24 protein-coding genes are annotated in these 26483 nt (G+C 73.2%); 7 read left to right on the top strand and 17 right to left on the bottom strand.

The genetic code is table 11. The features are described 5' to 3' along the window. Positions 1–2: 2 nt before the first annotated feature. Both ngcE and Drose_RS12025 read right to left on the bottom strand, forming a co-directional pair. A complete protein-coding gene (gene ngcE / locus Drose_RS12030) occupies positions 3–1412 on the bottom strand; it encodes an N-acetylglucosamine/diacetylchitobiose ABC transporter substrate-binding protein (RefSeq protein ID WP_260728255.1) in 1410 nt (469 codons plus the stop codon). A 375-nt stretch (positions 1413–1787) separates the two neighbouring features. Beyond that, positions 1788–2771 (bottom strand): N-acetylglucosamine kinase, encoded by a 984-nt coding sequence (locus tag Drose_RS12025; RefSeq protein ID WP_260728254.1) that lies wholly within the window; start codon positions 2769–2771, stop codon positions 1788–1790. A gap of 54 nt (positions 2772–2825) precedes the next feature. Between Drose_RS12025 and Drose_RS12020 the strand changes: the two genes are divergently transcribed. After that, positions 2826–3740, top strand: a complete 915-nt coding sequence (locus Drose_RS12020; protein ID WP_260728253.1) for a MurR/RpiR family transcriptional regulator — start codon at positions 2826–2828, stop codon at positions 3738–3740. Further along, the gene (gene murQ, locus Drose_RS12015; RefSeq protein ID WP_260728252.1) at positions 3737–4636 is read left to right on the top strand and encodes an N-acetylmuramic acid 6-phosphate etherase; all 900 of its coding nucleotides are present in this window, start codon (positions 3737–3739) and stop codon (positions 4634–4636) included. The genes Drose_RS12020 and murQ overlap by 4 nt, the downstream gene beginning before the upstream one ends. A gap of 68 nt (positions 4637–4704) precedes the next feature. Here murQ and Drose_RS12010 read toward each other — a convergent pair whose 3' ends face one another. Further along, positions 4705–5856, bottom strand: coding sequence for a baeRF10 domain-containing protein (locus Drose_RS12010; RefSeq protein ID WP_260728251.1), 1152 nt, complete (start codon positions 5854–5856; stop codon positions 4705–4707). A 411-nt stretch (positions 5857–6267) separates the two neighbouring features. Between Drose_RS12010 and Drose_RS12005 the strand changes: the two genes are divergently transcribed. Then, the gene (locus Drose_RS12005) at positions 6268–6585 is read left to right on the top strand and encodes an STAS domain-containing protein (protein WP_260729698.1); all 318 of its coding nucleotides are present in this window, start codon (positions 6268–6270) and stop codon (positions 6583–6585) included. A gap of 55 nt (positions 6586–6640) precedes the next feature. On the opposite strand, the gene Drose_RS12000 is transcribed toward Drose_RS12005, so the two are convergent. The 9 genes from Drose_RS12000 to Drose_RS11960 form a co-directional block, all read right to left on the bottom strand. Beyond that, on the bottom strand, positions 6641–9157 hold the full coding sequence (locus tag Drose_RS12000; RefSeq protein WP_260728250.1) for an FtsX-like permease family protein: 2517 nt from the start codon (positions 9155–9157) through the stop codon (positions 6641–6643). A gap of 3 nt (positions 9158–9160) precedes the next feature. Continuing rightward, positions 9161–9898: an ABC transporter ATP-binding protein gene (locus Drose_RS11995; RefSeq protein ID WP_260728249.1), complete on the bottom strand. Its 738-nt coding sequence runs from the start codon at positions 9896–9898 to the stop codon at positions 9161–9163. Between the two features lie 250 nt (positions 9899–10148). Next, a complete protein-coding gene (locus Drose_RS11990) occupies positions 10149–10949 on the bottom strand; it encodes a LuxR C-terminal-related transcriptional regulator (RefSeq protein WP_260728248.1) in 801 nt (266 codons plus the stop codon). Beyond that, complete coding sequence (locus Drose_RS11985) at positions 10934–12139, bottom strand: hypothetical protein (protein ID WP_260728247.1); 1206 nt, start codon at positions 12137–12139, stop codon at positions 10934–10936. The genes Drose_RS11990 and Drose_RS11985 overlap by 16 nt, the downstream gene beginning before the upstream one ends. A 63-nt stretch (positions 12140–12202) precedes the next feature. After that, positions 12203–12487, bottom strand: a complete 285-nt coding sequence (locus Drose_RS11980) for a DUF2277 domain-containing protein (RefSeq protein WP_260728246.1) — start codon at positions 12485–12487, stop codon at positions 12203–12205. Between the two features lie 108 nt (positions 12488–12595). Next, complete coding sequence (gene murD / locus Drose_RS11975) at positions 12596–13951, bottom strand: UDP-N-acetylmuramoyl-L-alanine--D-glutamate ligase (protein WP_260728245.1); 1356 nt, start codon at positions 13949–13951, stop codon at positions 12596–12598. A gap of 10 nt (positions 13952–13961) precedes the next feature. Continuing rightward, a complete protein-coding gene (locus tag Drose_RS11970) occupies positions 13962–14711 on the bottom strand; it encodes a succinate dehydrogenase/fumarate reductase iron-sulfur subunit (RefSeq protein WP_260728244.1) in 750 nt (249 codons plus the stop codon). Then, entirely contained in the window at positions 14711–16648 is a 1938-nt protein-coding gene (locus Drose_RS11965) for a fumarate reductase/succinate dehydrogenase flavoprotein subunit (RefSeq protein ID WP_260728243.1), read from the bottom strand. The genes Drose_RS11970 and Drose_RS11965 overlap by 1 nt, the downstream gene beginning before the upstream one ends. Beyond that, complete coding sequence (locus Drose_RS11960; protein ID WP_260729697.1) at positions 16645–17277, bottom strand: succinate dehydrogenase cytochrome b subunit; 633 nt, start codon at positions 17275–17277, stop codon at positions 16645–16647. The genes Drose_RS11965 and Drose_RS11960 overlap by 4 nt, the downstream gene beginning before the upstream one ends. Before the next feature lie 143 nt (positions 17278–17420). Between Drose_RS11960 and Drose_RS11955 the strand changes: the two genes are divergently transcribed. Continuing rightward, positions 17421–18329 (top strand): LysR substrate-binding domain-containing protein, encoded by a 909-nt coding sequence (locus Drose_RS11955; protein WP_260728242.1) that lies wholly within the window; start codon positions 17421–17423, stop codon positions 18327–18329. Between the two features lies 1 nt (position 18330). Here Drose_RS11955 and Drose_RS11950 read toward each other — a convergent pair whose 3' ends face one another. Next, positions 18331–19932, bottom strand: coding sequence for a GGDEF domain-containing protein (locus Drose_RS11950; RefSeq protein WP_260728241.1), 1602 nt, complete (start codon positions 19930–19932; stop codon positions 18331–18333). Between the two features lie 57 nt (positions 19933–19989). On the opposite strand from Drose_RS11950, the gene Drose_RS11945 reads away from it, so the two are divergent. From Drose_RS11945 to Drose_RS11935, 3 genes are all read left to right on the top strand, one after another. Continuing rightward, entirely contained in the window at positions 19990–20826 is an 837-nt protein-coding gene (locus Drose_RS11945) for an undecaprenyl-diphosphate phosphatase (RefSeq protein WP_260728240.1), read from the top strand. A gap of 71 nt (positions 20827–20897) precedes the next feature. After that, positions 20898–21227 (top strand): divalent-cation tolerance protein CutA, encoded by a 330-nt coding sequence (gene cutA / locus Drose_RS11940; protein WP_260728239.1) that lies wholly within the window; start codon positions 20898–20900, stop codon positions 21225–21227. A 472-nt stretch (positions 21228–21699) separates the two neighbouring features. Continuing rightward, positions 21700–23172, top strand: a complete 1473-nt coding sequence (locus Drose_RS11935) for a dihydrolipoyl dehydrogenase family protein (RefSeq protein WP_260728238.1) — start codon at positions 21700–21702, stop codon at positions 23170–23172. Between the two features lie 29 nt (positions 23173–23201). Here Drose_RS11935 and Drose_RS11930 read toward each other — a convergent pair whose 3' ends face one another. The 4 genes from Drose_RS11930 to Drose_RS11915 form a co-directional block, all read right to left on the bottom strand. Next, positions 23202–23885: a GAP family protein gene (locus tag Drose_RS11930; RefSeq protein ID WP_260728237.1), complete on the bottom strand. Its 684-nt coding sequence runs from the start codon at positions 23883–23885 to the stop codon at positions 23202–23204. 104 nt (positions 23886–23989) lie between these two features. Then, complete coding sequence (locus tag Drose_RS11925; RefSeq protein ID WP_260728236.1) at positions 23990–24682, bottom strand: B3/B4 domain-containing protein; 693 nt, start codon at positions 24680–24682, stop codon at positions 23990–23992. Between the two features lie 72 nt (positions 24683–24754). Continuing rightward, the gene (locus Drose_RS11920; RefSeq protein WP_260728235.1) at positions 24755–24931 is read right to left on the bottom strand and encodes a hypothetical protein; all 177 of its coding nucleotides are present in this window, start codon (positions 24929–24931) and stop codon (positions 24755–24757) included. 189 nt (positions 24932–25120) lie between these two features. After that, complete coding sequence (locus tag Drose_RS11915; RefSeq protein ID WP_260728234.1) at positions 25121–26293, bottom strand: FHA domain-containing protein; 1173 nt, start codon at positions 26291–26293, stop codon at positions 25121–25123. Positions 26294–26483: the final 190 nt, after the last annotated feature.

Below are 26483 nucleotides of genomic sequence, written 5' to 3'. Positions count from 1 at the left end.
GGTCAGCTCCGCTTGTACTTCTTGAACGAGTCGTCCTTGGCGATCTCGTCCGCGCCCTTCTGGCACTGCTCGACGAACTGCTGCGCGGTGGCGCGGCCCGTCATGAGCTCGCCGCAGGCCGCGTCGACGAGGTTGCGCTCCAGCTTCCGGTAGAAGGAGTTGTACACCCAGTTGAAGCCGTTGGAGCCGGACGCGGCGAGTGCCTTGGTGACGCTGGTCAGGCCGGGCGGCAGCTCGATGCCGTCGGCGGCTCCGGCGACGACGGTCAGGCTCGAGGTCTTCTTGGTGAAGTCCGCCGCGCCCTTCTTCGACAGCATGACGCGCAGGTACTCGAGGCCGCCGTTGACGTTCCTGCCCTTGGCCGGGACCATGTACGGCTCGCCGGCGGTGCCCCGAAGCGCCGCGAACGGCAGCTTGTCGCCCGAGCCCATGCTCGGCGTCGGCGCGATCGCCATCTTGAAGTCGGGCGGGGTGACCTTCTTCTGCTCCGACTCCAGCCACGAGCCGCAGGAGATGAAGACCGCGTTGCCCTTCGACCACTCGGTCTGCGACTGGACGTGGTCGAGGCCCTCCGAGCCGGGCAGGATGTAGCCGTCGACGACGAGCTGCCGGACCGCCTCGGCGGCCGCCTTGATCGCGTCGTGCTTCCAGGCGTTGGGCTCGAGGTTGTCGATCGACACCAGGATCTGCGGGCCGGCCATCTTCGCGGCCATCGACAGGATGATCCAGCTCATGTACCGCGGGTGCTTGCCCTGGTAGGTCCAGGGCGCGATGCCGGCCGCCTTGATCGTCTTGGCCAGGGCGATCATCTCGTCCCACGTCTTGGGGTACTGCCAGCCCTTGTCCGTGAGGAGCTTCTCGTTGTACCAGACGCCGTATGCCGTGTACGCGTAGTTGAGGAACATCGTCTTGCCGTCGTACGTGCTCGGCGTCAGCGAGCCCGGCAGCAGCGTGTCGCGCACCTTCTTGCCCGGGATGTCCAGGCTCGGCGCGTCGAGCAGCGGTTGCAGGTCGACGATCGCCTTCTCCGACACGAGGCCGTTGAAGTCGATCTGACCGGAACCGGAGTTGTTGACCATGTCGGGCGGGGTGCCGTCGACGAACCGCGGCTGGAGGGTCTTGTTGATCTCCTGCGTCGCCGAGTGTTTGATCTCCGCCTTCGGGTACTTCTCCTTGTACATCGCCTCGTGCGCCTTGGCGTAGTCCTCACCGAACCCGCCGTTGAAGATGACGACCTCGAGCGAAGCGTCCTCCTTCACGCCGAGCGGGTTCGTGTTGCTCTTGTCGCCTTCGGCACTCTTGTCGTTCTTGTCGCCGCCGGTGGCGCAGGCGGCGAGGACGGCCGGTGTAGCGGCAAGCAAGCCGGTGGCGGCCGCGGTCTGCAGCACGCCCCTGCGGGTCATCGTGTTCATCCGTCGTGCTCCTTCGTGGGGGTCGAGGGGGCGCTCGTCGTTGACCACGATGAAGGTTTCTAACGTAACTTTCAAGAGTCGGAAGATTCTTGCCACTTGCCGACCCAGTGGAGTTCATCGACGCACCGCGACCGCCCCGCCAACCGATGACATGGGGCACTGGCTGCGGATACGCCGCGGCAGTGCGCCGTATCCGATCGTGCCGCAGTCTTCGCCGGCCCGCGAGGCGGCGGCGAATATTGACGAAATCGTTGCCGGGGGGCTTACGGCCAGAGGCCGCCGGGAACCCGCGCCGGCGTCCCGGCAGGCGGCATCCGGACCCTCAGGGCGTGCCGATCGTGTCCGCGCGCACGTCCCGCCGGGCACGGAACGCGGCTATGCGGCAGCGGTCAGCCGGGCGTGGACGGCCCGGTCGACCGGGGCGCCGGTGAGGGCGGCGATCGCCAGGGCCGCGGCGCCCGCGGCGCCGTCGCGAGCCTCCGTCGGGGCCACCCGGAACCGCTCCTCGACTCCCGCGCGGACCCGGTCGGCCACCGGTCCCGGCCGGAGCAGCACCGAGCCGGCCAGGACGACCGCCGGCGGACCGGACAGGCGGACCCGGCGGGACACCGCCTCGAGTCCGTGCAGCAGGTGCGCGGCGGCCGTCTCCACGATGCGGACGGCCACCTGGTCGCCGGCCTCCGCGGCGGTGCTCACCAGCGGGGCGAGCAGGCCGAGCGAGGCCGGCGGGCGGCGGTACGCGACCCGGACGAGTGCCTGGGCGTGCTCATCCGGGTCCGGGTGCGCCACCGCCTCCAGCGCGTCGGTCACCGGGCCGGTGAGCCGCGTCGCCGGGCCGCGGCCGTCGAGGCCGCACAGCACCGCCCGCAGCGCCTCACGGCCCAGCCACACGGCCGAGCCCTCGTCGCCGAGCAGCCACCCGTATCCGTCGCAGCGCTTCCGCGCCACCCCGGCGTCGAACGCCACCGCCGCCGCCCCGGTACCGGACAGCAGGAGAAGACCGGCGGGCTGACCGGTTCCGGCGGCGAACGCCACCTCGAGATCGGTCACGCTGCGCACGCCCCCGCCCGACAGGCCGACGGTCAGCCACGCCTCCTCGGCGGCCTGCCGCGCCTCGACCCGCCCCGCGGACGCCGCCCCGGCCGCGCCGACCACGCCGAGCGCGACCCGCGCCGGGTCGACGCCGTCGAGCGCCGCCCGCAGTGCCTCGGCCAGCGCCACGGCCGGGCGGCCGCCGCTGGAGTTCTGGTTCGCACCACCGGACCGGCCGCGGCCGACTATCATGCCGTCGATCGTGCTCACCAGGCAGCGGGTGCTGGTGGCACCGGCGTCGACGCCGGCGACCAGAGGTACGTTCACGGGGGACACCGTACTCCATTGACGAAAACGTCGAGAAAACGGAAACTTTCCCACATGAAGGTGAGCCAGCCGTCCGACGAAGGCGGCGCCACGTCCACGGCGGTAAAGGTCCGCGGATTGCTGCCCTCCCTCTCACCGGCCGAGCAGCGCGTCGGGCGGATCATCGTCGACGAGTCGGCCACCGCGGCCCAGTTGACGATCACTGAGCTGGCCAAGCGGGCCGACACGTCCGAAACCACGGTCATCCGGTTCTGCCGCGCCATCGGCTTCTCCGGCTATCCTGAGCTACGACTCAGGCTAGCGGCCGAGGCGGGCCGGGCGCAGGACGACGGCACCGGCGGCGAGGAGCCCGGCAGCGACATCAGCCCGACGGACCCGCTCGCCACCGTCGTCAAGACGATCGCGTTCGCCGACGCCCGTGCCGTCGAGGACACCGCCGCCCAACTCGACCTCGACACCCTGCAGCACGTGATCGACGCTGTCGCGGGCGCCCGCCGGATCGACATCTACGGCGTCGGGGCGAGCGCGTTCGTCGCCCGCGACTTCCAGATGAAGCTGCACCGGGTCGGCCTGGTGGCCTACGCCTGGTCCGACCTGCACCTGGCGCTGACCAGCGCCGCCCTGCTCGACGGCCGCGACGTGGCCGTCGGCATCTCGCACACCGGCACGACCGTAGACACGATCGAGGCGTTCGCCGAGGCCGGCCGCCGCGGCGCCACCACCGTCGCGCTCACCAACTTCCCCAAGTCGCCGATCACCCGCATCGCCGATCTGACGCTCACCACCGCCGCCCGCGAGACGACGTTCCGCTCGGGCGCGATGGCCAGCCGGCTGGCCCAGCTCACCGTCGTCGACTGCGTGTTCGTCGGCGTCGCCCAGAAGACCTACGGACAGACCAAGATGGCTGTGGAGAAGACCCGTGAGGCGGTCCGCAGCCGGCGCGTACGACCGGAACGAGGACGCTGGTGACCATCTCTTCCCCGCTCGCCCCGACGGAAGAGCGCAACCCGCGCACCTACGACATCGACCGGCTCCCGACGATGCGGATCCTGGAACTGATCAACTCGGAGGACGCGACCGTGGCCGGCGCGGTCGCCGCCGTGCTCCCGGAGCTCGCCGAGGCGGTCGACCGGACCGTCGACGCGCTGCGATCCGGCCATCGCCTGCACTATTTCGGCGCCGGTACCTCCGGCAGGATGGCCGTGCTCGACGCGACCGAGCTGCGCCCGACGTACGGCGTCGAGCCCGGCCACGTCGTCGCGCACCTCGCCGGCGGTACCACCGCCCTCACCGACGCGGTCGAGGCGGCCGAGGACGACACCGCCGCCGGCGCCTCGGCGGCCGAGCCCCTCACCGGGGGCGACATCGCGTTCGGCGTCACCGCCAGCGGCGGCACGCCGTTCGTCGGGGGCGCGCTGCGGGCCGCCCGCAACCGGGGCGCGCGCACCTTGCTGCTCTCCGCCAACCCCGGCGCCACCCTGGCGCCGCTCGCCGACATCCACATCGCCGTCGACACCGGGCCCGAGGTGGTCACCGGCTCGACGCGGATGAAGGCCGGCACAGCCCAGAAGCTCGTGCTCAACGCGCTGTCGACCGCGGTGATGATCCGGCTCGGCCGCACCTACTCCAATCTGATGACCGACATGGTCGCGAGCAACGCCAAGCTGCGGGTCCGGCAGGTCCGCATGCTCGTCCAGGCGACCGGCGTGCCGGCGGAGACCTGCCAGGCGGCGCTGACGGCGGCCGACGGCGAGGCGAAGGTCGCGCTGCTGACCCTGCTCACCCGGGCCGACGTCGACCAGGCCCGCAAGGCCCTGCGCGCCGCGGGCGGCGTCGTCCACCGGGCACTGCGCGCGGTCGGCTGATCGGGTCGAACGGGTGGGCCGGTCGGCACCGGTCAGGCCGCCGGCTTCCCTCAGGCCGCCAGCTTCCCTCACGCCGCCGGCTTCTCCGGGAGCGGGAACCGCAGGCGCGCGCCGACCGCGTGGTCGCGCAGCTCCGTCTCGAAGCGGATGTGGCGCACCGAGCCGCCGTCGTCCATCACGGACTCGACCAGTTCGTCGATGACGTCGGTGGTGGCCCGGACCGGCTCCCCGCACAGTGCGCAGGTCTCCCCCGCCTGCGACATCCAGCCGTCCCGGTCGCAGACCACGCCCGGCTTCTCGACGCCCTCCTCCACCGCGAGCGTCCCGATCGCCGACACCGTGCCGGCCCACAGGCAGGTGTCGAGGCCGAACGCGGCCCACCGCCGCTCGGCCACGGCCTCGGCGATCCCGGCCACCAGCCCGCGCTCCTCCTGCTGCTCGTACCGCCGCATCACCGACTCGGCGGCGCGGCGCACGTCGCCGGCGGTGGCGGTGTTCGCGTCGACGGTGAACGTCCCGGCGACGCGCTCCCGCAGCTCGCGGGGCAGGTACTCGATGAAGCTGGCCGCCTCGTGCTGGTGACCGCCCACCGCGAGCACGTCGAACCCGTCATTGCGGAACCGGTCGGTCAGCACCTCGGCCACCCGGCGGTAGTGGCGCTTGGTCAGCTCCCCGCTCTTGTTGCGCACCCTGTACTCCGCCCTGCCGTGGGCGTAGTCGGGCTTGCGCAACGCCGGGTCGCGTGACTGCCAGACCTCGCGCAGCTCCCGCAGGTACAAGTCCCACACCTGAGCGATCGCGTCGTCGGTGATGACCACGCACATCCGGCGGTACTCGTCGAGGACGGCGAGCATCGGCCGCACCCATGGTGTGCTGTCCACCACGACCCGGTCACGGATCGACCGGGGCAGCGAAACCTCCTCGAAGAAGTTCCTGGCGCTGCACGAGAAGAGCGCCATCATGCCGGCCGGCCAGCGCTCTTCCGTGTAGGCGCGCGCGAGGCGCTCCACGTCGCCGCGGATGGACAGCCGGGCCTCGCGGTCCAGCGAGTGATCCTTGTCCATCGACCGGACCGGGTCGAGCAAGCTGTTGAGCCGGGTGCGGACCTCGCCCTCGTTCGTGAGCGAGCCGTCCGGCTCGACCCCGACGTAGAGCGACACGACCGGCAGGCCCTCGGCGCCGAACTGGACGATGGGGTCGATCTGCGCATGACTGGTCATCAGGCGAACACCTCCGGAAGATCGGCGGCGGGGCACCACGGGCGGCAAGCGCCGAAATGCGACCGGGAGGCTCCGGGATCAGCCAGGGCGATACTCACCAAACGGCAAGCGGGCAGACCGGACACGGAACCCCCTCCGGCGAACCTGTACCGCCCCGACCACGCTGTACCCGGTCCGGGCGAACCGTCATCACCTGGCCGGAGTGGTCCGGCCACCCGCTCGCCGTTCGCAACCGGTGTTCCCTCCGTCGGTCCGTGACGCACGCGGTACGGGGGTGATGGCGCACCGGCCTCGCCACCGGTGACCCGACCTGCGGCCGGACGCCGTGTGGCCAATCGCTTGCCTGATGGCAAGAAAAAGGTTGTGAGCTGGGCGGATAGTCTGTTGCCGATCAGCGTTGGGACGGTGGCGATGAACCTGAACCTGCACGTGCAAGGCCGCATCGGTGGTGGCCTCGTGATCGTCGCGCGCGGCGATCTCGACTACGACTCCGCCGAGCGGTTCCGCGCCTGCGTCGACCAGGCGCTCCAGCAGTCCGCCGGGGTGATCCACGTCGACCTGCAACTGGTCACCTTCATGGACTCCAGCGGCGTCGGCGCCCTCGTGTCGGCGGCGAAGCAGGCAGAGCGCGCCGGCACCCGACTGGTCCTCCAGGACCCGCCGGCCGCCCTGGTCCGGACGCTGCGCACCGCCGGACTGCACGACTTCATCGGCCTGCCCCCGACTTGACCAAAGCTCCCACCCGCAACCGTCCGCGCCGCGCCCGCCACGACCCCGTGGCGGGCTACCCGCGGGCCGTCAGGGCCTGGAACGGGGTGGTGCGCAAAGCCTGGCGCGTGGGCAGGTCCGTGGCGAGGAACGCGACCGCCGCCACGACGAGCACACACGCCGGCAGCAGCCACAGCGGGCCCGCCGCCCACGGGCGGTGCAGGAAGGCGGTGCCGAGCAGCATCAGGGGCACCAGCGCCAGGACGACACCCACGGTCACCGCGAAGCCGACCACCAGCGTCGCCTCACGGCGCATCATCGAGCGCAACTGCCGCGGGGTCGCGCCGATGAGTCGCAGCGCGGCCAGTTCCGTGGCCCGGACCGACGTCGCGGCCACCACCTTGTTGGCGATGCCGAGCAGCAGATAGCCGAGCAGGACGCCGAGGACGACCAGGTTGACCCAGACCTCCGCGGGAGTGCCGCCCAGGCCGCCCGGGGCTCCGCCGTCGCCGTCGCCGTCGAGGTCGAGACCCGGCCGGGACGCGACGAGCGCGGCCAGCGCCGACCGCGCGGGCGGCGTGCCGTCGGTGCGGACCAGGATGCTCTGATCCAGCGTGCTGCCGGTGTGTCCGGCGGTGAGGTCGCGGGACAGCACAACCGGGCCGAAGCCGAGACCCCGGTCGTAGATCGCGGCGACCCTCGCGGTGGCCGGGCTGCCGTCGCCGAGGATCAGCCGAACCGATCCGCCGACGTCCACGCCCCGGTCCGCGGCGGCGCCGGCGTCGAGCGCCACCGCCGCGCCGGTCAGGGCGTCGAGGGTGCCGGCGCGCAGGCCGAGATCGAGCACGTCCTTCGCCGCCGGGGTGAGGATCAGCGCGGACGTGCTCTCCACGCTGTCCTCCCCGAACATCCGGGTGGTCCACAGCACGGTCGTGGCGCTGACCGGCGCGGCGGCCCGGACACCGGGGACGGCGCGGATCTCGTCGAGCGCACCCGCCGGCAGCCCGCCGAGGCCCGGCGCGGTGACGGTGGCGTCCGCGCGGGTGCCGGCCCGGACCTCGCCGGAGACGGCACTCATGAGCGTGGTCTGGGTCAGCGCATACGTCAGGGTGAACAGCACCGCCATCGCGAGCGTGGTCACGGCGCCGGCGATGCGCAGCGCATAGCCGTGGGTGTTGGCCACCGCCAGCCAGGTCGTGGCCGGCGTGTGCTCCGGCAGGCGGCGGGCGAGTCCGGCGCCGGCGCGCCGGACGAGGTCCGGGCCGGCCAGCCCGAGCCCGATCGCGGCGACGATGCCCGCCAGCGGCGTGGCCGCCGCACCGACCTGCGTCGGCATCACCAGCGGCACGGCCGACAGCGCGGTCGCTCCGGCGATCAGCAGCAGGCCCGCGGTGGTGCGCACCGGTGACGGGCCGCGCGGCTCGCTCCGTGACTCGGCGACCGCCTCGGTCGCGGGCCGGCGGGAGGTGCGCCACGCGGCGGACCGGGCGGCCACCCGCGCCACCGCGACGAGCAGCAGCGCGGCCGCGACCACGGGCAGCGGGCCGCGGGTCAGCGGCAGCTCGGCGGGCAGCATGCCCTGATCGACCAGCAGGAGCCGGAACCGCTCGGCCAGCAGGTAGCCGAACGCGGCACCCGGGACCACCGCCGCGGCCGTCGCGACCGTGGCCTGGCCGGCGGCGAGCCGGCGGATCTGGCCCGGGGTGGCGCCGACGGCGCGCAGCAGGGCCAGGTCGCGGCGCTGGCCGGCGACGGACACGGTCATGGCACCGGCCATGATGAACCCGACGACGAGCAGGGTGGTGCCCGCCAGCGACCCGGAGAGGACCAGCAGCAGCGACCGCGCGGCCGCGGCGCCGGGTGCCTCGAGGTCGCCGCGGCCCGTGCCCGTGGCGACGGTCAGCCCGCTGCCCGCGAGCCGCTCCCGGGCGGCGGCGGCCACGGACGCGGCCCGGCCCGGCTCGGCCCGCATCCCGATCAGGTCGACGGCACCGTCCCGCCCGGCCAGCCGAGCCGCGGTGGCGTCGTCGAAGAGGATGCCGGCGCCGGGCGCGCCGACGACGGCGGACACCCGATACTCCCGCGTCTCGCCCGCCGCGACGACCCGGACCCGCTCGCCGGGCCGCACCCCGGCGGCCGCGTCGACCGCCACCTCACCCGGGCCGGCCGGGGCGGTGCCCTCGACGCGCGGGCCGTCCAGCAGGGCCACGGACGCCCAGCCGTGCCCGGCGGTGCGCGGGTCACCCATCGGCACGACGCGGTCGCCGGGCCCGATGATCGCCGCCGGGAAGCTCACGTCGCCGGCGACCGTGACGGCACCGGGCAGCCCCGCCAGCCGGTCCACAGTGGACTTCGGCACGGCGGCCCGCTCCGGCAGCGGGATCGGCAGGTCCTCCGCCGGCCGGTACGTCTGGTCGGCGGCGATCACGACGTCGGCGCCGGCGAGCCGGCCGGTCGGCACGTGCGAACGCAGCCCCGACTCGGCCAGCACTCCCGTGCCGGTGATCAGGGCGGCACCGCCCAGGGCGGCGCACGCGACCGCGAACAGGGCGGCGACGCGGTGGCCGCCGACGCGGATCGCGAGGCTCAGCACGGCCTACTCCGTCTCGAGAGTCGTGATGCGGTGCGCGAGCTCGGCCGCGGTCGCCCCGGTGAGCGTGTCGACGATGCGCCCGTCGGCCATGACGAGCACGCCGTGCGCCCGCGCCGCGACGGCTGGGTCGTGGGTCACCATGAGCACCGTCTGACCGAGCCCGTCGACGAGGTCGCGGAGCAGGTCGAGCACGGCGTGCGCGGTGCGCAGGTCGAGGGCGCCGGTGGGCTCGTCGGCGAACACGACCGCGGGCCGGGTGACGAGTGCCCGGGCGATCGCGGCGCGCTGCTGCTGGCCGCCGGACAGCTCGGCGGGCCGCCGGGCGAGCAGGCCGGACAGTCCGACCCGCCCGGCGAGCTCCGCCAGCCAGGCCCGGTCCGCACGCCGGCCGGCGAGCCGCAGCGGCAGGGCGATGTTGTCCTCGACACTGAGCGAGGGCACGAGGTTATACGCCTGGAAGACGAACCCGATCCGCTCCCGGCGCAACTCGGTGCGGCGGGTCTCGTCGAGCCGCCCGATCTCGGTGCCGCCGACGAGCACGGTGCCGGCCGTGGGCGTGTCGAGCCCGGCGGCGCAGTGCATCAGCGTACTCTTGCCGGACCCGGACGGCCCCATCACCGCGAGGAAGGCGCCCGGACGGACGGCCAGGGACACGTCGTCGAGCGCTCGGACCCCGCCCGGATGCACCTTGCTGACGTGGGTCATCGTCAGCGCGGTCGCCTGCCGCACCGCCGTCGTCATCGTCGGCTCCGCGGGTGTGGACGCATCTGTGCTCCTCGGTGGACGTCGCCTCATCGGTCGGCCTCGACGCTACGGGCGCGCCGACCCGAGCACGATCCAGTCAGCTATCCACTTGAGGTACAGCAGGCTCTACCAACAGTGCGACCCAGCCGGGCCGGGCGCGGTGGTCACACCCCCCGCGTGACCACCGCGCGACTCCAGTCTGGCAACCGGCCACAGGCACAGGCACTCACCAAGACTGGTGAATCCGTCAACAGAGGTTGAGCTCACGCGCCCAGAGCTGGGCCGCGGTCCGCTGCGGCAGGTTCGCCGGCGCGTCCGGGTGGACGAGGCGGTACTTGCGGCGGACCGACCGCAGGTGGGTGTTGGCCGTGTCGATCGATATGAACAGCCGGCGGGCGGCCTCGGCGGTCGACAGGTGCTCGCAGGCGACCGCTCGGATGACCTCCAGTTCCCGCGGGGTGAGCTGGTGCCGGCGGCGCCGCTCGACGGCCGCGCGGAAGATGCGCTCGATGCTCGCCCGTACCTCCGGCTCCGTCAGCCCGCAGGACCCGGCAGCCTTTCCGGCGTCCTCGCCCTGGACGAAGCTGCGCAGCACGCGCTGATCGGCGGCGGACAGGCGCGGCTCGGGGCGGCGGCCGGAATCGGCGTAGAGCAGCGCGGCGAGGGACGGCGACAGGTGCCGGCCGGTCGCCGCCACGGCCAGGATCGCGGCGACGAGGCTGCCGGGGTCGTCGGACTTCACCAGGTAGCCCCGCGCGCCGGCCGCGACCGCGTCGAGGACCTGCTCCTCCGGCGCGGCGCCGGACATCAGCAGGACGCGCCAGCCCCGGTCGGCCAGCGCCTCGACGGCGGCCGCGCCGGAGGCGTCACCGTCGAGGATGACGTCGCAGACGGCGACGCCGGATGTGGTCGTACGGCCGACCGCGGCCACCGTCACCGCCAGCGGCAGGACCCGGAAGCCGTGCGCGGCGAGCGCCGGGGTCAGCGCGGCCACCAGGGGCACGCCGACCATCCGGTGGTCGTCGACGACCACTACGGGCACTGCCATCGCAGCACCACCTTCGCGCCGCGGCCCGGGCTCGCCGTGACGGACCAGGTGGCGCCGACCGCCTCGACCGCCGGCAGCGACGCGGTGTAGCCGCCGCCCTTCGGCGTCGTGGCCGGGTCGAAGCCGAGGCCGGTGTCCAGGACGGAGATCTCGCCGCCCTCCGCGGTGGACTCGACGAACAGCACGACCCCGGCGTCGGGGCCGGCGTACTTCAACGCGTTGGCGAGCGCCTCGTGCGCGGCGGCGAGGACCGCGTCGGCGACGTCCGCCGGCGGATCGGCGTGGACGTACAGCCGCGGGGTCAGCAGCAGGCCGAGGTCCAGGAACGTGTCGGCCAGCTCGGACGCCCGCTGCTCGAAACCACCGGCGTTCGGCGGGCCGGTACCGCGCAGCAGCGCACGGGCCCGCATCGCGCCCCGGCGCGCGGCGCGGCGGGTGTCGGCGCCGAGCCGCTCGTCGAGGGCGATGCCGTCGAAGATCGGCAGCACGCCGTCGTGCAGCGAGCGACGCACGCCTTCCCGGTGCCTCCGCTCCGACTCCCGGTGCGTCTGCTCGGCGGCGAGCAGCTCGGCGCGCCTGGCCTGCGCGACCGCGGCCGCCGTCTCGGCCGCCATGCGGCGCAGGAGCGTCGCGGCCGCGAGCCCGGCGAGATACCACACGACGAAGCCGAGGATGTCGGAGCCGAGCTTCTGTGTGACGTCCGGCAGCACCGCCATGGTCCACGCCCCGGCGAGCAGCAGGATGGCGGCGACGGCGCGGAGGCGGAGCCCGACGGCGAACGCGAGGACGACCGGGCTGGCGAGGCTCACCGGCACCAGCTCCGTCAGCACGGTGTTGCGCTCGTCCGGCGGGCCGGCCCGAGAGCCGGCCAGCATGAGCGCGACGCAGAACGCGACGTCGACCCAGACGAGGATCTCGTCGCCCCGGATGCCGCCGGGGCGCCGCGCGCGGCGCAAGAACCACCCGGCCTCGGCCGCGGCGGCGACCAGCACGGCGACGATGAGCCACGGGCGCAGCAGATCGTGCCACTCCACGAGCGGTACAGCGAGGAACGGCACGGTCGCGAGCCGGATGAACGCGACGGTGCCGGCAAGGCGCTCCTCGTTGCGCCGCACCACCCCGTCGGGGTCGGCGTCGACCGTGATCAGCGACCAGTCGAGCCCGGACCGCACCCGCCGCACGACTCCCATCGAGACGCATCGTGCCTGACGCGGCAGCCGGAAGGCATCCACCGGACGGGCGCGCGCCGTGCATCAGTCCTGCGTCGCCCGCGTGCCGTAGCGCTCCGCGGCACGGGCCTTCGCCTTGGCGGCCTCGACCTCGCGGTCGCGCGGCGGCGCGTTGGTGACCAGCGCGTCGAGCAGCTCGCGGGTGGCTGCGGCGACCGCCTGGACGGCGGCGTCGAACACCTCCTGGTTCGCGGCGGACGGCCTGGTCATGCCGCTGACCTTGCGGACGTACTGCAACGCGGCGGCCTCGATCTCGTCCTCGGTCGCCGGCGGTTCGAAGTTGTTCAGCACCCGGATGTTCCTGCACATGCCTCCACCATGCCAGGTGACGGCCTGCGTGCGCAGGTGGAGCGGACGGTGGCCGGCGGGCGACCTCACGCCCGCCGGCTCGGCAGCGGAACCGTCCCGGTGACCGGGTCACCCGCCTGCCGTGGCCTCGATCGCCTCGACGAAGGCCTTCGCGCGGGCCTCGTAGTTGTCGTACCGGCCGTAGCTCGGCGCGGCCGGCGACAGCAGGACCACGCCGCCGGGCGGGACGATGCCGCGCGCCAGGCGGACCGCGGCGGGCAGGTCCTCGGCGACGACCCGGTGGATGCCCGGCAGCTCGCCGACGACGTCGAGGATGTGCTCGCCGCTGTCGGGGACGCCGATGAGGGTGAGCTCGACGCGGCGGGTCGTGAGGAAGTCGCGCAGCGGGGTGTAGTCGATGCCGCGGTCCTGGCCACCGACGATGACGGCGAGCGGGCGGCCGGCGTACGCCTCGATGGCGTGGATCGCGGTCTGCGGCGCGGTGGAGAGCGAGTCGTTGACGAACTCGACGCCGGACGGGTCGGCGATCGGGGTGAGCCGGTGCGGCAGCGGCGTGAAGGTGCGCAGTGCCGCCTCGACCGACGCGCGCTCGGCGAGCACGTCGACGCCGTACGCCCGGACGGCACCGAGCGCCACGCACAGGTTGCCGTCGTTGTGCGCGCCGCGCAGCGGGAAGGCGTCGCGGGGGAACAGCGGCTCGTCCCCGAAGAGGACCGTGTCGCCGGACACGTGGAAGCCGGACGGAACGGCGGCCGGCACCAGCGGCAGGCCCGGACGCGCGGCCAGTTCGGCGGAGAGCGTCGGGTCGGTGGCGTTGTGGACGACCGCGGCCGCGCCGTGCGACGCCGCGTTGAGCTTGTGGGCGTAGTACTGCGCCGGGAGGCCGTCGCAGGTCCAGTCGAGATGCTCCTCGAACAGCGACGTCAGCGCGACGACCCGGGGCGAGTCGGTGAGGTCGGCCGACTGGTACATCGACAGCTCGATCACGTAGAGCGGCGCCTCGGGCAGGCTCAGGACCGCGACGCCGATGTTCCCGCCGACGACGGCCGGCCGGCCGGTGGCGTTGAGCAGGTGGCCGATCAGGCTGGTCGTGGTGCTCTTGCCCTTGCTGCCGGTGATGCCGATCGTCCGGTCGGCGTGGTCGGCCATCCACAGCGCCGTGCCGCCGGTGATCGTGACGCCGCGCTCCCGCAGTCGCCGCATCCACGGGTGCGACTCGCCGATGACCGGCGAGCGGACCACGATCTCCACGTCCTCGAGGGCCTTCCAGGCCGCGTCACCCTCGAAGAGCGGGGCGAGCGCGGCGTGGCGCTCGTCCCAGGTGGTCTGCAGGAACGTGACCTTGTCCTGCACGACGACGAGGCTCGCGGGCCCGTGCGGCGCGATCGCCTCGACCGCCGCCTTGCCCTCACGGCCGGTACCCCAGACGGCGACCCGGCGGCCGCGCAGTTCGGACAGGTGCATGGCCGGTAGCCTAGCGACCCCTCCCGGTGCGGGACTTCCGGTAGTCACTGTTCAGGCGTCCGATCAGCGTCAGCGGGATGCCCTTCGGGCAGACCGTGGTGCACTCGCCGGTGTTGGTGCAGCCGCCGAAGCCGGCCTCGTCGTGGGCGGCGACCATGCCGGACACGCGGGAGTCGCGCTCCGGCTGGCCCTGCGGGAGCAGGCCGAGATGGCCGACCTTCGCCGCGGTGAACAGCATCGCCGAGCCGTTCGGGCAGGCCGCGACGCAGGCGCCGCAGCCGATGCAGGTCGCGGCCTCGAAGGCGGCGTCGGCGTCGGCCTTCGGCACCGGGGTGGCGTGAGCGTCGGGCGCGGCGCCGGTCGGCGCGGTGATGTAGCCGCCGGCCTGGATGATCCGGTCGAACGCGCTGCGGTCGACGACGAGGTCCCTGACGACCGGGAACGCGGCGGCGCGCCACGGCTCGACTTCGATCGTGTCGCCGTCCTTGAAGTGCCGCATGTGCAACTGGCAGGTGGTGGTGGCCCGCTCGGGGCCGTGCGCCACACCGTTGATCATCATGCCGCACATGCCGCAGATGCCCTCGCGGCAGTCGTGGTCGAACGCGATCGGCTCGTCACCTTCCAGGATGAGCCGCTCGTTGAGCACGTCGAGCATCTCCAGGAACGAGGCGTCCGGCGAGATGTCCTCAACGAGATAGGTGACCATCCGGCCCCGCTCGGTCGGGCCGGCCTGGCGCCACACGCGTAGCGTGATGTCCATTACTTGTAGCTCCGCTGGGTCGGGTGGACGTACTCGAAGCCGAGCGCTTCCTTGTGCAGGACGGGCGGCTCGCCGGTACCGGTGAACTCCCAGGCCGCGACGTAGGAGAACGCGTCGTCGTGGCGCAGCGCCTCGCCGTCGGGCGTCTGGCTCTCGGCGCGGAAGTGCCCGCCGCACGACTCGGTGCGGTGCAGCGCGTCGACGCACATGAGCTCGGCGAGCTCGAAGAAGTCGGCGACGCGGCCGGCGCGCTCGAGGTTCTGGTTGAGCTGCTCACCCGTGCCGGGCACCTTGACCCGGGTCCAGAACTCCTCACGCAGCGCGCGGATGAGGGAGATCGCCTTGGTGAGGCCCTGCTCGGTGCGGTCCATACCGCAGTACTCCCACATGATGTGGCCGAGTTCGCGGTGGAACGAGTCGACGGTCCGGTCCCCGTCGACGGCGAGCAGCGCGGAGATCCGGTCCTCGACCGAGGCGCGCGCCGACACGACCGCCGGGTCGTCGGCGGCCACGGCCGGGTACGGGCCCGCGGCCAGGTAGTCGTTGATCGTGTTCGGCAGCACGAAGTAGCCGTCGGCGAGGCCCTGCATCAGCGCGGACGCGCCGAGCCGATTGGCGCCGTGGTCGGAGAAGTTCGCCTCGCCGATCACGAACAGGCCGGGAATCGTCGACTGGAGGTCGTAGTCGACCCACAGGCCGCCCATCGTGTAGTGCACGGCCGGGTAGATGCGCATCGGCGTGACGTAAGGGTCCTCGCCGGTGATGCGCTGGTACATCTCGAAGAGGTTGCCGTACTTGGCCTCGACGGCGGGGCGGCCCAGCCGGGTGATGGCGTCGGCGAAGTCGAGGTAGACGCCGAGCCCGCCGGGGCCGACGCCGCGGCCCTCGTCGCAGACGTTCTTCGCGGCGCGGGAGGCGATGTCCCGCGGTACGAGATTGCCGAACGACGGGTAGATGCGTTCGAGGTAGTAGTCGCGCTCGTCCTCGGCGATGTCCGCGGGCTTGCGGTCGTCGCCGGCGCGCTTGGGCACCCAGACCCGCCCGTCGTTGCGCAGCGACTCGCTCATCAGCGTGAGCTTGCTCTGGTGCGTGCCGGACTCGGGGATGCACGTCGGGTGGATCTGCGTGTAGCAGGGGTTCGCGAACAGCGCGCCCTTGCGGTGTGCCCGCCAGGTCGCGGTGACGTTGCAGCCCTTGGCGTTGGTGGACAGGAAGAACACGTTGCCGTAGCCGCCGGAGGCGAGCACGACGGCGTCGGCGAAGTCGGTGGTGATCTCGCCGGTGACGAGGTCGCGCACGACGACGCCGCGGGCCCGGCCGTCGACGACGACGAGCTCCAGCATCTCGTGGCGGGCGTGCATCTCGATGTTGCCGGCGGCGATCTGCCGCTCCATGGCCTGATAGGCGCCGAGGAGTAGCTGCTGGCCCGTCTGGCCACGGGCGTAGAACGTGCGGGACACCTGCGTGCCGCCGAACGAGCGGTTGTCGAGCAGGCCGCCGTACTCGCGGGCGAACGGCACACCCTGCGCAACGCACTGGTCGATGATGTTCACCGAGACCTGCGCGAGCCGGTAGACGTTGGACTCGCGGGCGCGGAAGTCGCCGCCCTTCACCGTGTCGTAGAACAGCCGGTAGACCGAGTCACCGTCGTTGCGGTAGTTCTTCGCGGCGTTGATGCCGCCCTGCGCGGCGATCGAGTGCGCGCGGCGGGGGCTGTCCTGGTAGCAGTACGACCGGACCTTGTACCCCGCCTCGGCGAGCGTGGCCGCGGCGGAACCGCCGGCGAGGCCGGTGCCGACGACGATGACGGTCAGCTTGCGGCGGTTGGCCGGGTTGACCAGCTTGGCGCCGAACTGCCGGCGCTCCCAGCGAGTCTCGATCGGCCCGTCGGGGGCGGCCTTGTCGGCGATCGGGTCGCCTTCGTTCCAGAGTTTCATGACACCAGCCCGCTGAGTACTGCGAACGGCACCGACAGGTAGCCGACGACCAGGACGACGGAGAGCACGAGCGCGATCGCGCGGGCGCGGTGCTCGCCGCGCGGGGACTGCTGCCCGAACGTGCGCAGCGCGCTGAAGATGCCGTGCCGCAGGTGGAAGCCGACGGCGACGATCGCGAGCGTGTAGAAGAGCGTGACGTACCAGCGTGACGGCGCGAAGTCGGCGACGACGTTGGCGTGGGGGTGCTGCGCGTCGCCGACCGGGTTCAGCGTGCCGGTGGTCAGGTCGAGGACGTGGAAGACGACGAAGAGCAGGATGATGACGCCGCCCCAGCGCATGGTCCGCGCGGCGTAGCTGCCCTGGACCTTGGGCCGATGGGCGTAGCGGACCGGGCGGGCGGCGCGGGCGCGGCGGGCCAGGACGGCGGCCGAGGCGATGTGCGCGACCACGGCGGCGGTGAGCCCCACCCGCTGTAGCCACAGGTACCACGTCCGCGGCAGCAGCGGTGTGCCGATGTCGCGCAGCCAGTGGGCGTAGTGGTCGAACGACGCGGCGCCGACGAAGATCTTGAGGTTGCCCGCCATGTGCGCGAAAAGGAACAGCACCAGCAGCAGCCCGCTGGCTGCCATGACCAGCTTCAGCCCCACCGACGAGGCACGTTTCCTGGGAACTGCCCGTGAAGGAGCAGTGAGTACCGCCACGAGCCCGACGCTAGGGCCGAAAGTCCTATTCGTCCAATGCATGAGACCCGTAGTGGCGATAGCCGTACGCTATGAGCGTGCAGTTGCACCAACTCCGATACTTCGTGGCAGTGGCCGAACTACGACATTTCACCCGGGCAGCCGAACTGCTGGGTGTGAGCCAGCCGACGCTGAGTAAGCAGATTCACACCCTGGAGGCGGCCCTCGGCGCACCGCTGTTCGACAGGTCGCGCGGGACGGTCGTCCTCACCACCGCGGGCGAGACCCTGCTCCCGCTGGCGCGCCGGGTGGTGGCCGACGCCGACACCGCGCGCGACGCCGTCCAGGAGGTCGTCGGGCTCCGCCGCGGCCGGGTGCGCCTGGGTGCGACGCCGAGCCTCTGCACGTCGCTCGTTCCGGTGGTACTTCGTGAGTTCCACGCCCGGCACCCGCGGATCGAGCTGCACGTGGACGAGGGCGGATCGCAGGACCTGGTGGCCGACCTCGTCACGCACGCGCTCGACCTCGCGCTGATCGTCGAGCCGGCGCGGGGCACCGACCCGGTGCTGGAGACCGTGCCGCTGCTGCGGGAGAGCCTGGTGGTGGCCTCGGTGGCGCCGTTGCCGGACCGGCTCGCCCTCGCCGACCTGCGCGACACCCCGCTCGTCATGTTCCGGACCGGCTACGACCTGCGCGACACCACGCTCGAGGCCTGCCGCCGCGCCGGTTTCACGCCCACTTACGCCGTCGAGGGCGGCGAGATGGATGCGGTACTGGCCTTCGTCGAGGCCGGCCTCGGCGTGGCCCTGGTCCCGAGCATGGCGCTGGTGAACCGACCGCTCCTGCGCGCGACCCCACTCGTCGACCAGGACGTGCACCGCACGATCGCCCTGGCCCAGCGACGCGGCTCGGTCCTCCCCCACGCCGCCCAGGCGATGCGCACGACGCTGCTCGACCACGTGGCACGCGGTCCGCTTCCCCTCGGCGTCCAGGCCCTCTGACTCAGCCGGGGTCGGCCATGACGCGGTTGCGGCCGGACCGTTTCGCCGCGTACAGGTTGCGGTCGGCCTGGCTCAGCAGCGCCGCCGCGGTGGTGCGGCCGTCCAGCGTGGTCGTGACGCCGACACTCACCGTCACCGGCAGGTCGCCGGTCAGGTCGCGCCAGTCGTGCCGCTGCACCGCCAGGCGGATGGCCTCGCAGCAGGACGCGGCGTCGGCGTGGGCGACCTCGGGCAGTACCACCACGAACTCCTCACCGCCGAGGCGCGCCACCGTCGCGGGCTCCTCCACCGCGCCGGACATCAGGGCGGCGATCCGTTGCAGCACCAGGTCGCCGACCTCGTGGGAGAGGGTGTCGTTGACCCGTTTGAAGAAGTCGACGTCCACCAGCGCCGCGGACAGCGGCGTGCCGCGCTCCGCCGCACGGGCGATCAGCGACGGGAGCTGGGCGTCGACGAACCGGCGGTTGTAGATGCCGGTGAGCGCGTCGCGCAACGCCATCTCCCGGAAGCGGGCCGACTCGCGCCGGCCCTCCCGGCTCTCGAAGACGAACTGGGTGAGCCGAGCCTGCTCCTCGCGCTCCGCCGAGCGCAGCGCCTGCGACTCCTCGTCGTAGCGGCACTGCTCCTCGTACGCCTCCCGGAAGCGGCCGTGGGCGGCGTGCAGCCGGGCCAGCTCACGGCGGGTCCGGGCGGCGGTGTCGGCCGTCCCGCGCTCCGCGCACAGCGCGAAACAGCGGTCGATCGTGGCACTGGCACGGTCGAGCGCGCCGCCGAGCCGTTGCGCCTCCGCGAGCGTCAGCAGCATCTCCGGCAGCATGTCGCCCTCGGCGTCGGCGGCGCTCCAGTCCGCGCCGGGCGCGACGGACGGCAGCAGGGTCGCCTCAGCCTGGGCGAACCGCCCCTGCAACATGAGGACCCGGGCGAGTGTGTCGAGGTCGCACGGGCGCAGCACGACCCCGGTCCGGGCGACGAGGCCGCGCATGCGCTCGGCCAGTTCGCCGGCGGCCTCGACGTCGCCGGCCTGGTATGCGGCGTAGGCCATGTTGTTGAGCACCGATCGGCTCAGCTCGTGGTCGCCGGCCGCGGCGGCGATGTCGAGGGCCTCGGCGTGGTACGGCGCGGCGTCGGCCCGGGACACCGAGTCGAAGGCGAGCGCCAGGGTGACCAGATGCCTCCCCCGCAGGAGCGGCGGCGCGTCGTCGGGCAGGTGGTCGACGGAGAGCAGCGCGTGGCGGCGGGCCTCCGCGTTGTCGCCCAGGCAGGTGTGCAGGATCGCCAGCAGGAAGTGGCTGCGGGCCAGCACGAAACGCTCGCCCTCGCGGACCGCCCAGCGGTGCACTTCGTGCAGCAGCGGCGCGGCCGCGGTCAGGTCGCCCCGGCGGCAGAGGGCGTCGGCGGCGAGCAGCCGGGCGCGGGCCGCCAGGTCGGGCCGGCCCAGCTCCACGGCGGCCCGTTCCGCCGCCATGGCGCGGTCGTGGTCGGCGGTGCGCCGGTCGGCCTCCATCTCGAGGACGGTCGCGGCCAACTGATCGGCGTTGACGACGAGGGTGCCACTCATGCCCAGCAGGATCGGCAGTCCTGAGGAGAAGCTGAGGGCAGACATGTCACCAGCGTGCGCCATGTCCGGTAAGTTCGCCACGGCGAATCGGAGGAGGGCTCCTTGGACATCTGGCAAGCGGTCGTGCTCGGCGTGGTCGAGGGTGTGACGGAGTTCCTGCCCGTCTCCTCCACGGGGCATCTCACGATCACCGAGAAGCTCATGGGCATCCCGATCGACGACAAGGGTGTCACCGCGTTCACCGCGATCATCCAGGTCGGCGCGATCGTCGCGGCGATCATCTATTTCCGGGCCGACATCGGCCGGTTCGTCGCCGGTTTCGTCAAGGGCGTGACCAGTGCCGAGGGGCGCAAGCAGGACGGCTGGCGGATGGCGGTCAACGTCATCGTCGGCTCGCTGCCGATCGCGGTCATCGGCCTGCTGTTCAAGGACCTCATCGAGGGGGCGCTGCGCAGCCTGTGGTTCGTGGCCGGCGCCCTGGTGGTGTGGAGCCTGGTCATGGTCACCGCCGAGCACCTGGCCCGCCAGCGGCGCGGCGAGGGCCAGGTGACCTGGAAGGACTCGCTGCTGATCGGGCTGGCGCAGTGCGTCGCGCTGGTACCGGGTGTGTCGCGCTCCGGCGCGACGATCAGCGCGGGACTGTTCCGCGAACTGGACCGGGTCACCGCCACGCGCCTGTCGTTCTTCCTCGGCATCCCGGCGCTCGCCGCGGCCGGTGCGCTCGAGGGCGTGCAGCGGGCGGATGAGGTCGCCAGCACGGTGGGCTGGGTGCCGGTCGGGGTCGGGCTGGTCGTGAGCTTCGTCGTCGCGTACGCCTCGATCGCCTGGCTGCTCAAGTTCGTCGCGAGCCACTCGATCGCGACGTTCGTCTACTACCGCGCGGCGCTCGGCGGGGTGATCGTGGCGCTGCTCTGGGGCGGTGTGGTCGCCGGGACCTGACCCACGTTCGGCGCGAATCGATATATGGTCATATCGACGGCTGATGTGCTCCAGAAGGGACGTTTCGCGCGATGACCGACTATCTGCAGGTGTCGACAGTACTCGCGACCCGGCAGGACGCGGCGTATCTCGCGCGTTCGGCGACCCACTCCCGGCTCGCCGCCGCGGCGCAGGTGATCGGGCCGGTGCTGTCGATGACCTGGCACGAGGGGACGCTGGTCGAGACCGAGGAGTGGCAGTTGGTGCTCCGGACCCGGGTCGAGCGCTTCGACCAGCTCACCGCCTACATCGTCGACCGCCATCCGGAGCCCGACCCGGAGGTCGTCGGCGTCCCGATCGTCCCCGGCACCCGCTCCTACCTCGACTGGCTCGACCGCAAGACGTCCGTCGTCCCGGGCTGAGCCGCCGGACAGGTGCTGGAGCAGCACACCGTCTCCGTGGTCCCGCAAGGAGCCGGGCGGGACGGTGACGCACAGTCGCGCGGGTGGCATCTGGTCGCTCGCGGTCGCCACTGGACCCGGCGGCGCGCTCCGGCCCGAGCAACTCCATGATCATGGGAAAGTTGTGGCTATCGGGGCAGCCACAACTTTCCCATGATCATGAGATCGAGCGGCACGGCGGCGAATCGCGCCGCAACGCGCACCGACCCTCACACCCCGGCGGCGACACCTCCGAGCCTTCCGCCCGAATTGTCGGCCTCATCCTGGTCGGCAAGGGCCGTTGGGCTCGACCTCGCGGCCTTGCGTGGTCATGAGGCGTGACGCCCTGCTCAGCACGCGGGACGACCGGCGGCACGTCGAACAGGTCCGGTCGCACCGGTGGAGGATATCGGGACCCCGGGTTTCACGATCGGGTGACGGGTATCCAGCGCTGATGGCTGGATCACTGAACCCGGACCGGTCTGAGTGGGACGTGATCGTGATCGGCGGTGGGCCCGCCGGGGAGACCGCCGCGCAGTACGCGACGCGGTTCTCCGGCCTCGACGCGGTCATCGTCGAGCGGGAACTGGTCGGCGGCGAGTGCCCGTTCTGGGCGTGCGTGCCGAGCAAGGCGCTGCTGGCACCGGTCCACCTGCTCGCCACCGGCCGGGACCTCGGCGGGATCCGGCCGCTGCTCGCCGACCGGCACCTCGACGTCGACGGGGTGCTGAACCGCCGCGACGCGATCGTCGACCACTTCGACGACGGCCGCCAGGTCGAACGGGCCCTCGGCTGGGGCCTCGACGTCGTCCGCGGGCGGGGCCGTGTCACCGGTGAGAAGGCCGTCACCGTCGACGGCCGCACCCTGCGCGCCCGGCAGGCCGTGGTCGTCGCGGCCGGCAGCCGGCCGCACACGCCCGAGGTCCCGGGCCTGCGCGAGGCGCGGCCGTGGTACTCCCGCGACGTGACCGCGATGCACGAGGTACCGCGGCGGCTGCTCGTGCTCGGCGGCGGTGTCGTCGCCTGTGAGGCCGCGACCTGGCTGCGCGCGCTCGGCGCGGTGCAGATCACGCTGGTGGAGCGGTCGACGCGGCTGCTCACCGACCAGGAGCCGTTCGCCGGGGCGGCGGTCGGGGACAGCCTGCGCGCGTCGGGCGTTGAAGTGCGGTTCGGCCAGACGCTGACCCGCATCGAGCGGCCGACGATCAACGACACCGGCGTCGGGCGCATCCACGGCGGGCCGGTGACGGTGACGCTCGACTCGGGTGCGACGTTGCGGGTCGACGAGGTGCTCGTGGCCGCCGGGCGCCGGCCGAACACCGAGGTGCTGGGCCCGGGCGAGGGCCTGCCGGTCGACGAGCACATGACCGTCGAGGGCATGCCGTGGCTGTACGCGGTCGGCGACGTCAGCGGCGCGTCGTACCTCACCCACATCGGGAAGTACCAGGGCCGGATCGCGGGCGAGGTCATCGCGGCACGGGCGGCCGGGCGGCCGCTCGACGAGGCGCCGTTCAACCGCCACACCGACCTCGTCCGCCGCGGCGCCGTCGCCCAGGTGATCTTCACGGATCCCGTCATCGCCACCAGCGGCCTCACCGAGGCCGCGGCGCGCCGCCGGGGCTACGACGTGGAGACGGTCGAGATGGACCTGTCGCAACTGGACGCCGGACGGGTGCTGCGGGACCACTATCGTGGCCGCACGAAGCTGGTCATCGACCGCCGCACGGACGTGCTGCTCGGCGCGACCTTCCTCGGCACCGAGATCGCCGAGCTGATCCACGCGGCGACGGTCGCCATCTGCGCGGCCACCCCGATCAGCGCCATGTGGCACGCGATCGGCAGCTTCCCCACCCTGAGCGACGTGTGGTCGCACCTGCTGGAATCGGTGGACACGCAGCGGATGGCGGCGTCACGCCCCGGCCCGTGAGGTCACTGGGACGGTCGGTCGGTTCGCGGTCAGGCGGTGACGGTCGCGATGCCGCTGCCGAGGAGGACCGTGCCCAGGAGCAGCAGCGTCATGAAGGTGATCGTGCCGTGGTCGCGCAGGAACCAGTCGCGCAGCGACGACAGCCACGCCCGGACGGCGCCGTCGTGGCGGGCCAGCAGGACCACGACCGGACCCGCCACCGTCAGGCTGCCGACGACGACGAACACCGCCACCGCGACGACCGCCTGCCCCGGACCCGGATGCTGCCGGGCGATGCTCATCGCCGCGGCCAGCAGGAGACACAGGTTCTTGGGGTTCGCGGCGGACAGCATGACCCCGATCCCGGCCGCCGTCACAGGTTGCATCGTGTCGACCGCCGCCGTCCAGTCCGGCAGCTTCGGCTGCCGGCCCGGTCTCGGCCGGCGCCGCCACTCGCTCGCGGCCAGCAGCAGCAGGAAGATGCCGAAGGCCAGGAACAGCGCGCCGATCGCCGCGCTGTTGCGCGACTCGCCGGCGCCCGCGGATTCGGCGACGGCCACCACGGCCGCGGTGGCGACGGCCAGGCCGCCGACCCAGCCGCCCGCCAGGGCCAGGCCGGTGCGCAGCGCGTTGTCGGCAGCCAGGATGCGCGTCACCGCGACGACGGGCAACGGGCTCAGCGCCACGCCGACCGCCGGCGACAGGACCGCGCCGATCGCCGCACCGAGTCCCATCGGCTCCCCTCAGACAGCACCGTCTGAGCCCACGCTCACACGCCCGCCGGGCCGGGCACACCATCCGCGCGGGATGAGCCCACCGCCCCGAACGAGGCCCGGAATCAGGCCCGGAACACCGGAGCGCCGCGGGTCAGGACCGCCGTCGCGGGTTCCGCCCGCCACGCCGCGCGGAGCGCCCCGGCCAGGGTGTCGAGCAGCAGCGGTACGTCCGAGGCCGCGGTTTCGTGCAGGCCCTCGGCGACGATCAGCGCCGTCGTCGTCGCCGGGCGGATCGCCGAGCGTCCGCTCTGCCGGTTGGTCCAGCGGCGGGCGTGCGCGAAGTTCGCGGCGTCGGCGAACACGACCTCCCCCGGGTCCGGGTGCTCGAGCTCGCCGCCGAAGGTCTCGTACTTCTCGCTGCCGTCCGCGTATCGCACCTCGAGGTCCCCGCCGATCCGGGTGACGTCCAGCGCCGCGACCGGGATCGCGAACGCGGCCGAGACCGCGTTGCACAGGTCTACCAGCGGGTGGAGCCGGGGCAGCTCACCCTCCCTGCGCAGCCGGCGCAGCAGCGATTCCGAGGCGCAACGGTACTGCGTGGGCTTGAGCCCCTGCGCCGCGAACGCCCTCCGCCACGCCTGGATCTGCGGCAGCTCCGCCTCGGAGCCCGCCGCCAGCCGGGCGCGGGCCGCCGCGGTGTGCTCGGCGACCGCGGCGCTGACGTCGGCGTCGGGCGTGACGCCGTCGATGAGCAGCACAGCCGGTACCAACGCGGGAAAATCGTGCCAGAGGTCGTCATGGTGCCGGAAGTCCACGACGGATCATGCTGCCCGAGCCCCGGCGCCCGGCGGAAGGACCACCCGGCGGCCGCCGGAGTGGACCAATGCCTACGCGCGCACCTCGAACGACACCAGCGCGACCTGCCCGCTCCGCTTGCCGACCAACTGCAGGTCGACGGGGCCGGCCTTGGCGCCGCCGGCGGCCGGCGTGACGGTCGCCGACAGGCCGCCGTCCGGCCCGGCGGTCAGCGTGGTGAGGATGCTGGCGGTGGCGGCCCGCTCCACGGTGGACCGCCCGTCGGCGAGCAGGCCCTTCCCTCACGGGGTCAACGCCATGATGAACACTCAGGGGATGGGCGGGAGCGCGAGGAAGCGCAGGCGCCGCAGGACCCCGCCGCGCCCGCGGGCCGGGCTCGTCGTCCTCGTCCTTGCCGGCGGGCATGAGGTTCCCGGCCGCGGCGCTCGCCGCCGCGCTCACCCGGTCAGCTCGTAGCGGATCGAGACCTGGTCGGTGAGGACCACGGCGGCGCCGGGGCGCAGCGTCTGGCTGCCCCGGGCCGGCAGCTCGACCGGCCGTTCACCGGGCTGCTGCACGATCGTGCCGTTGCGGGAGCCCAGGTCCACGGCGATGACGTCCCAGCCCTCGACGCGGATCTCGACGTGCCGCCGGGAGATGCCGTTGTCCGGGCTGGTGACCGTGACGTGGTGGGCCGGATCGGGCAGGCCGGGGTCCGGTGCGCCGGGCGCGCGGCCCAGGATGATTCGCCGGTCCAGCGGTACCGTTTCGCCGCCGGGCAGCCGGAGCACGCCGGGCAGCGGCAGGTCGACCTGGACCGGGGTCTGGCGCGGCACCGGGATCCGGCACACCCGGCAGAGCACCGACCCCGGCGGGTTCACATGACCGACCGGGCACCGCACGGCGGCGATCGTCGCCCCGTGCCGGCCCTCGGACACGGCGACCGGGCCGGACGAGGACACGGCCGGCGCGGCGCGGTCGGTCGAGGCTCCGGGCACAGCGGCCCGGGCCACCGTGGCCCGGGCGGCCGCCGACCCTGCCGGAGTGGCCCGGGCGACCCAGGACGTGGGCTCGGTGAGGGCCGAGGGCGACTCCTCGGCGGACGGCGGCGCCGGCCGCTCGGTGAAGGCCGGCTGTTCGGCGGCCATCCGCTGCGCGGGCACCGGTTGCTCGGTGGGCTCCGGCTCGTCGGCGTATTCCACCGGCTCGGTCAGGCGCACCGTGAGCGACGACGCCAGGACGACCCCCCGCTCCAGGGGCAACTCGGCCGGCGCCGTCCCGAGCGGTCGCGGACCGTCGAGACGGATGGTGGCGGCCGGCCGGAACACGTCCCGGCCCGCGCCGTCCGCGGCCCGGACCGAGACGGTGTACCCGTCGACGTCGAGCACCTCGGCGTGGGCGTCGCCCCGGACCAGCGCCCGGGCGCCGTACGCGTCGGCGCGGACAACCACGAACGACGCGGTGCCGAACGAGCCGCCGGACAGCACGCCCGCGATCTCGGCGGCCGTCGCACCCGCCTGGACGAGCTTCCAGCACTCGTCCGTCTCCGGGTCGCCGGGCTGGACGTTCGCGAGGGCCCAGACGTTCTTGCCGGCGAACGCGAGCCACTCCCCGGGCACGTAACCCGTCATCCCCACCGCCCCTTCTGCCACTGCCCCCGCCGCCCGTCGAACAGGGTACGTGGTCACCCCGCGCGGACCCGGAATCTCCACCGAGCTGGAACCCGCCCACGACCGCCCACCGGTCCAGCCACCACCGCCATGGACGACGCCCCCGCCCCCCCCGCGGCGATCCGGGCTTCCTCCTCGACGGTCCGACGCA

Origin of the sequence: Dactylosporangium roseum (assembly GCF_025264685.1) — a bacterium.
GTDB lineage: Bacteria > Actinomycetota > Actinomycetes > Mycobacteriales > Micromonosporaceae > Dactylosporangium > Dactylosporangium roseum.
The sequence above is the reverse complement of the archived record's forward strand: the minus strand, read 5'-3'. Positions and strand labels throughout refer to the sequence as shown.

Coding starts and splice junctions, on each gene's coding strand:
- Drose_RS11960 (WP_260729697.1), bottom strand. CDS start 17,277: ATGGCAGCCAGCGGGCTGCTGCTGGTGCTGTTCCTTTTCGCGCACATG.
- ngcE (WP_260728255.1), bottom strand. CDS start 1,412: ATGAACACGATGACCCGCAGGGGCGTGCTGCAGACCGCGGCCGCCACC.
- Drose_RS12005 (WP_260729698.1), top strand. CDS start 6,268: ATGAACCTGAACCTGCACGTGCAAGGCCGCATCGGTGGTGGCCTCGTG.
- murD (WP_260728245.1), bottom strand. CDS start 13,951: ATGCACCTGTCCGAACTGCGCGGCCGCCGGGTCGCCGTCTGGGGTACC.
- Drose_RS11935 (WP_260728238.1), top strand. CDS start 21,700: ATGGCTGGATCACTGAACCCGGACCGGTCTGAGTGGGACGTGATCGTG.
- Drose_RS12010 (WP_260728251.1), bottom strand. CDS start 5,856: ATGACCAGTCATGCGCAGATCGACCCCATCGTCCAGTTCGGCGCCGAG.
- cutA (WP_260728239.1), top strand. CDS start 20,898: ATGACCGACTATCTGCAGGTGTCGACAGTACTCGCGACCCGGCAGGAC.
- Drose_RS11995 (WP_260728249.1), bottom strand. CDS start 9,898: ATGACGACGGCGGTGCGGCAGGCGACCGCGCTGACGATGACCCACGTC.
- Drose_RS11990 (WP_260728248.1), bottom strand. CDS start 10,949: ATGGCAGTGCCCGTAGTGGTCGTCGACGACCACCGGATGGTCGGCGTG.
- Drose_RS11930 (WP_260728237.1), bottom strand. CDS start 23,885: ATGGGACTCGGTGCGGCGATCGGCGCGGTCCTGTCGCCGGCGGTCGGC.
- Drose_RS12020 (WP_260728253.1), top strand. CDS start 2,826: ATGAAGGTGAGCCAGCCGTCCGACGAAGGCGGCGCCACGTCCACGGCG.
- Drose_RS11950 (WP_260728241.1), bottom strand. CDS start 19,932: ATGTCTGCCCTCAGCTTCTCCTCAGGACTGCCGATCCTGCTGGGCATG.
- Drose_RS11980 (WP_260728246.1), bottom strand. CDS start 12,487: ATGTGCAGGAACATCCGGGTGCTGAACAACTTCGAACCGCCGGCGACC.
- Drose_RS11985 (WP_260728247.1), bottom strand. CDS start 12,139: ATGGGAGTCGTGCGGCGGGTGCGGTCCGGGCTCGACTGGTCGCTGATC.
- Drose_RS11955 (WP_260728242.1), top strand. CDS start 17,421: ATGAGCGTGCAGTTGCACCAACTCCGATACTTCGTGGCAGTGGCCGAA.
- Drose_RS11970 (WP_260728244.1), bottom strand. CDS start 14,711: ATGGACATCACGCTACGCGTGTGGCGCCAGGCCGGCCCGACCGAGCGG.
- Drose_RS11965 (WP_260728243.1), bottom strand. CDS start 16,648: ATGAAACTCTGGAACGAAGGCGACCCGATCGCCGACAAGGCCGCCCCC.
- Drose_RS11915 (WP_260728234.1), bottom strand. CDS start 26,293: ATGACGGGTTACGTGCCCGGGGAGTGGCTCGCGTTCGCCGGCAAGAAC.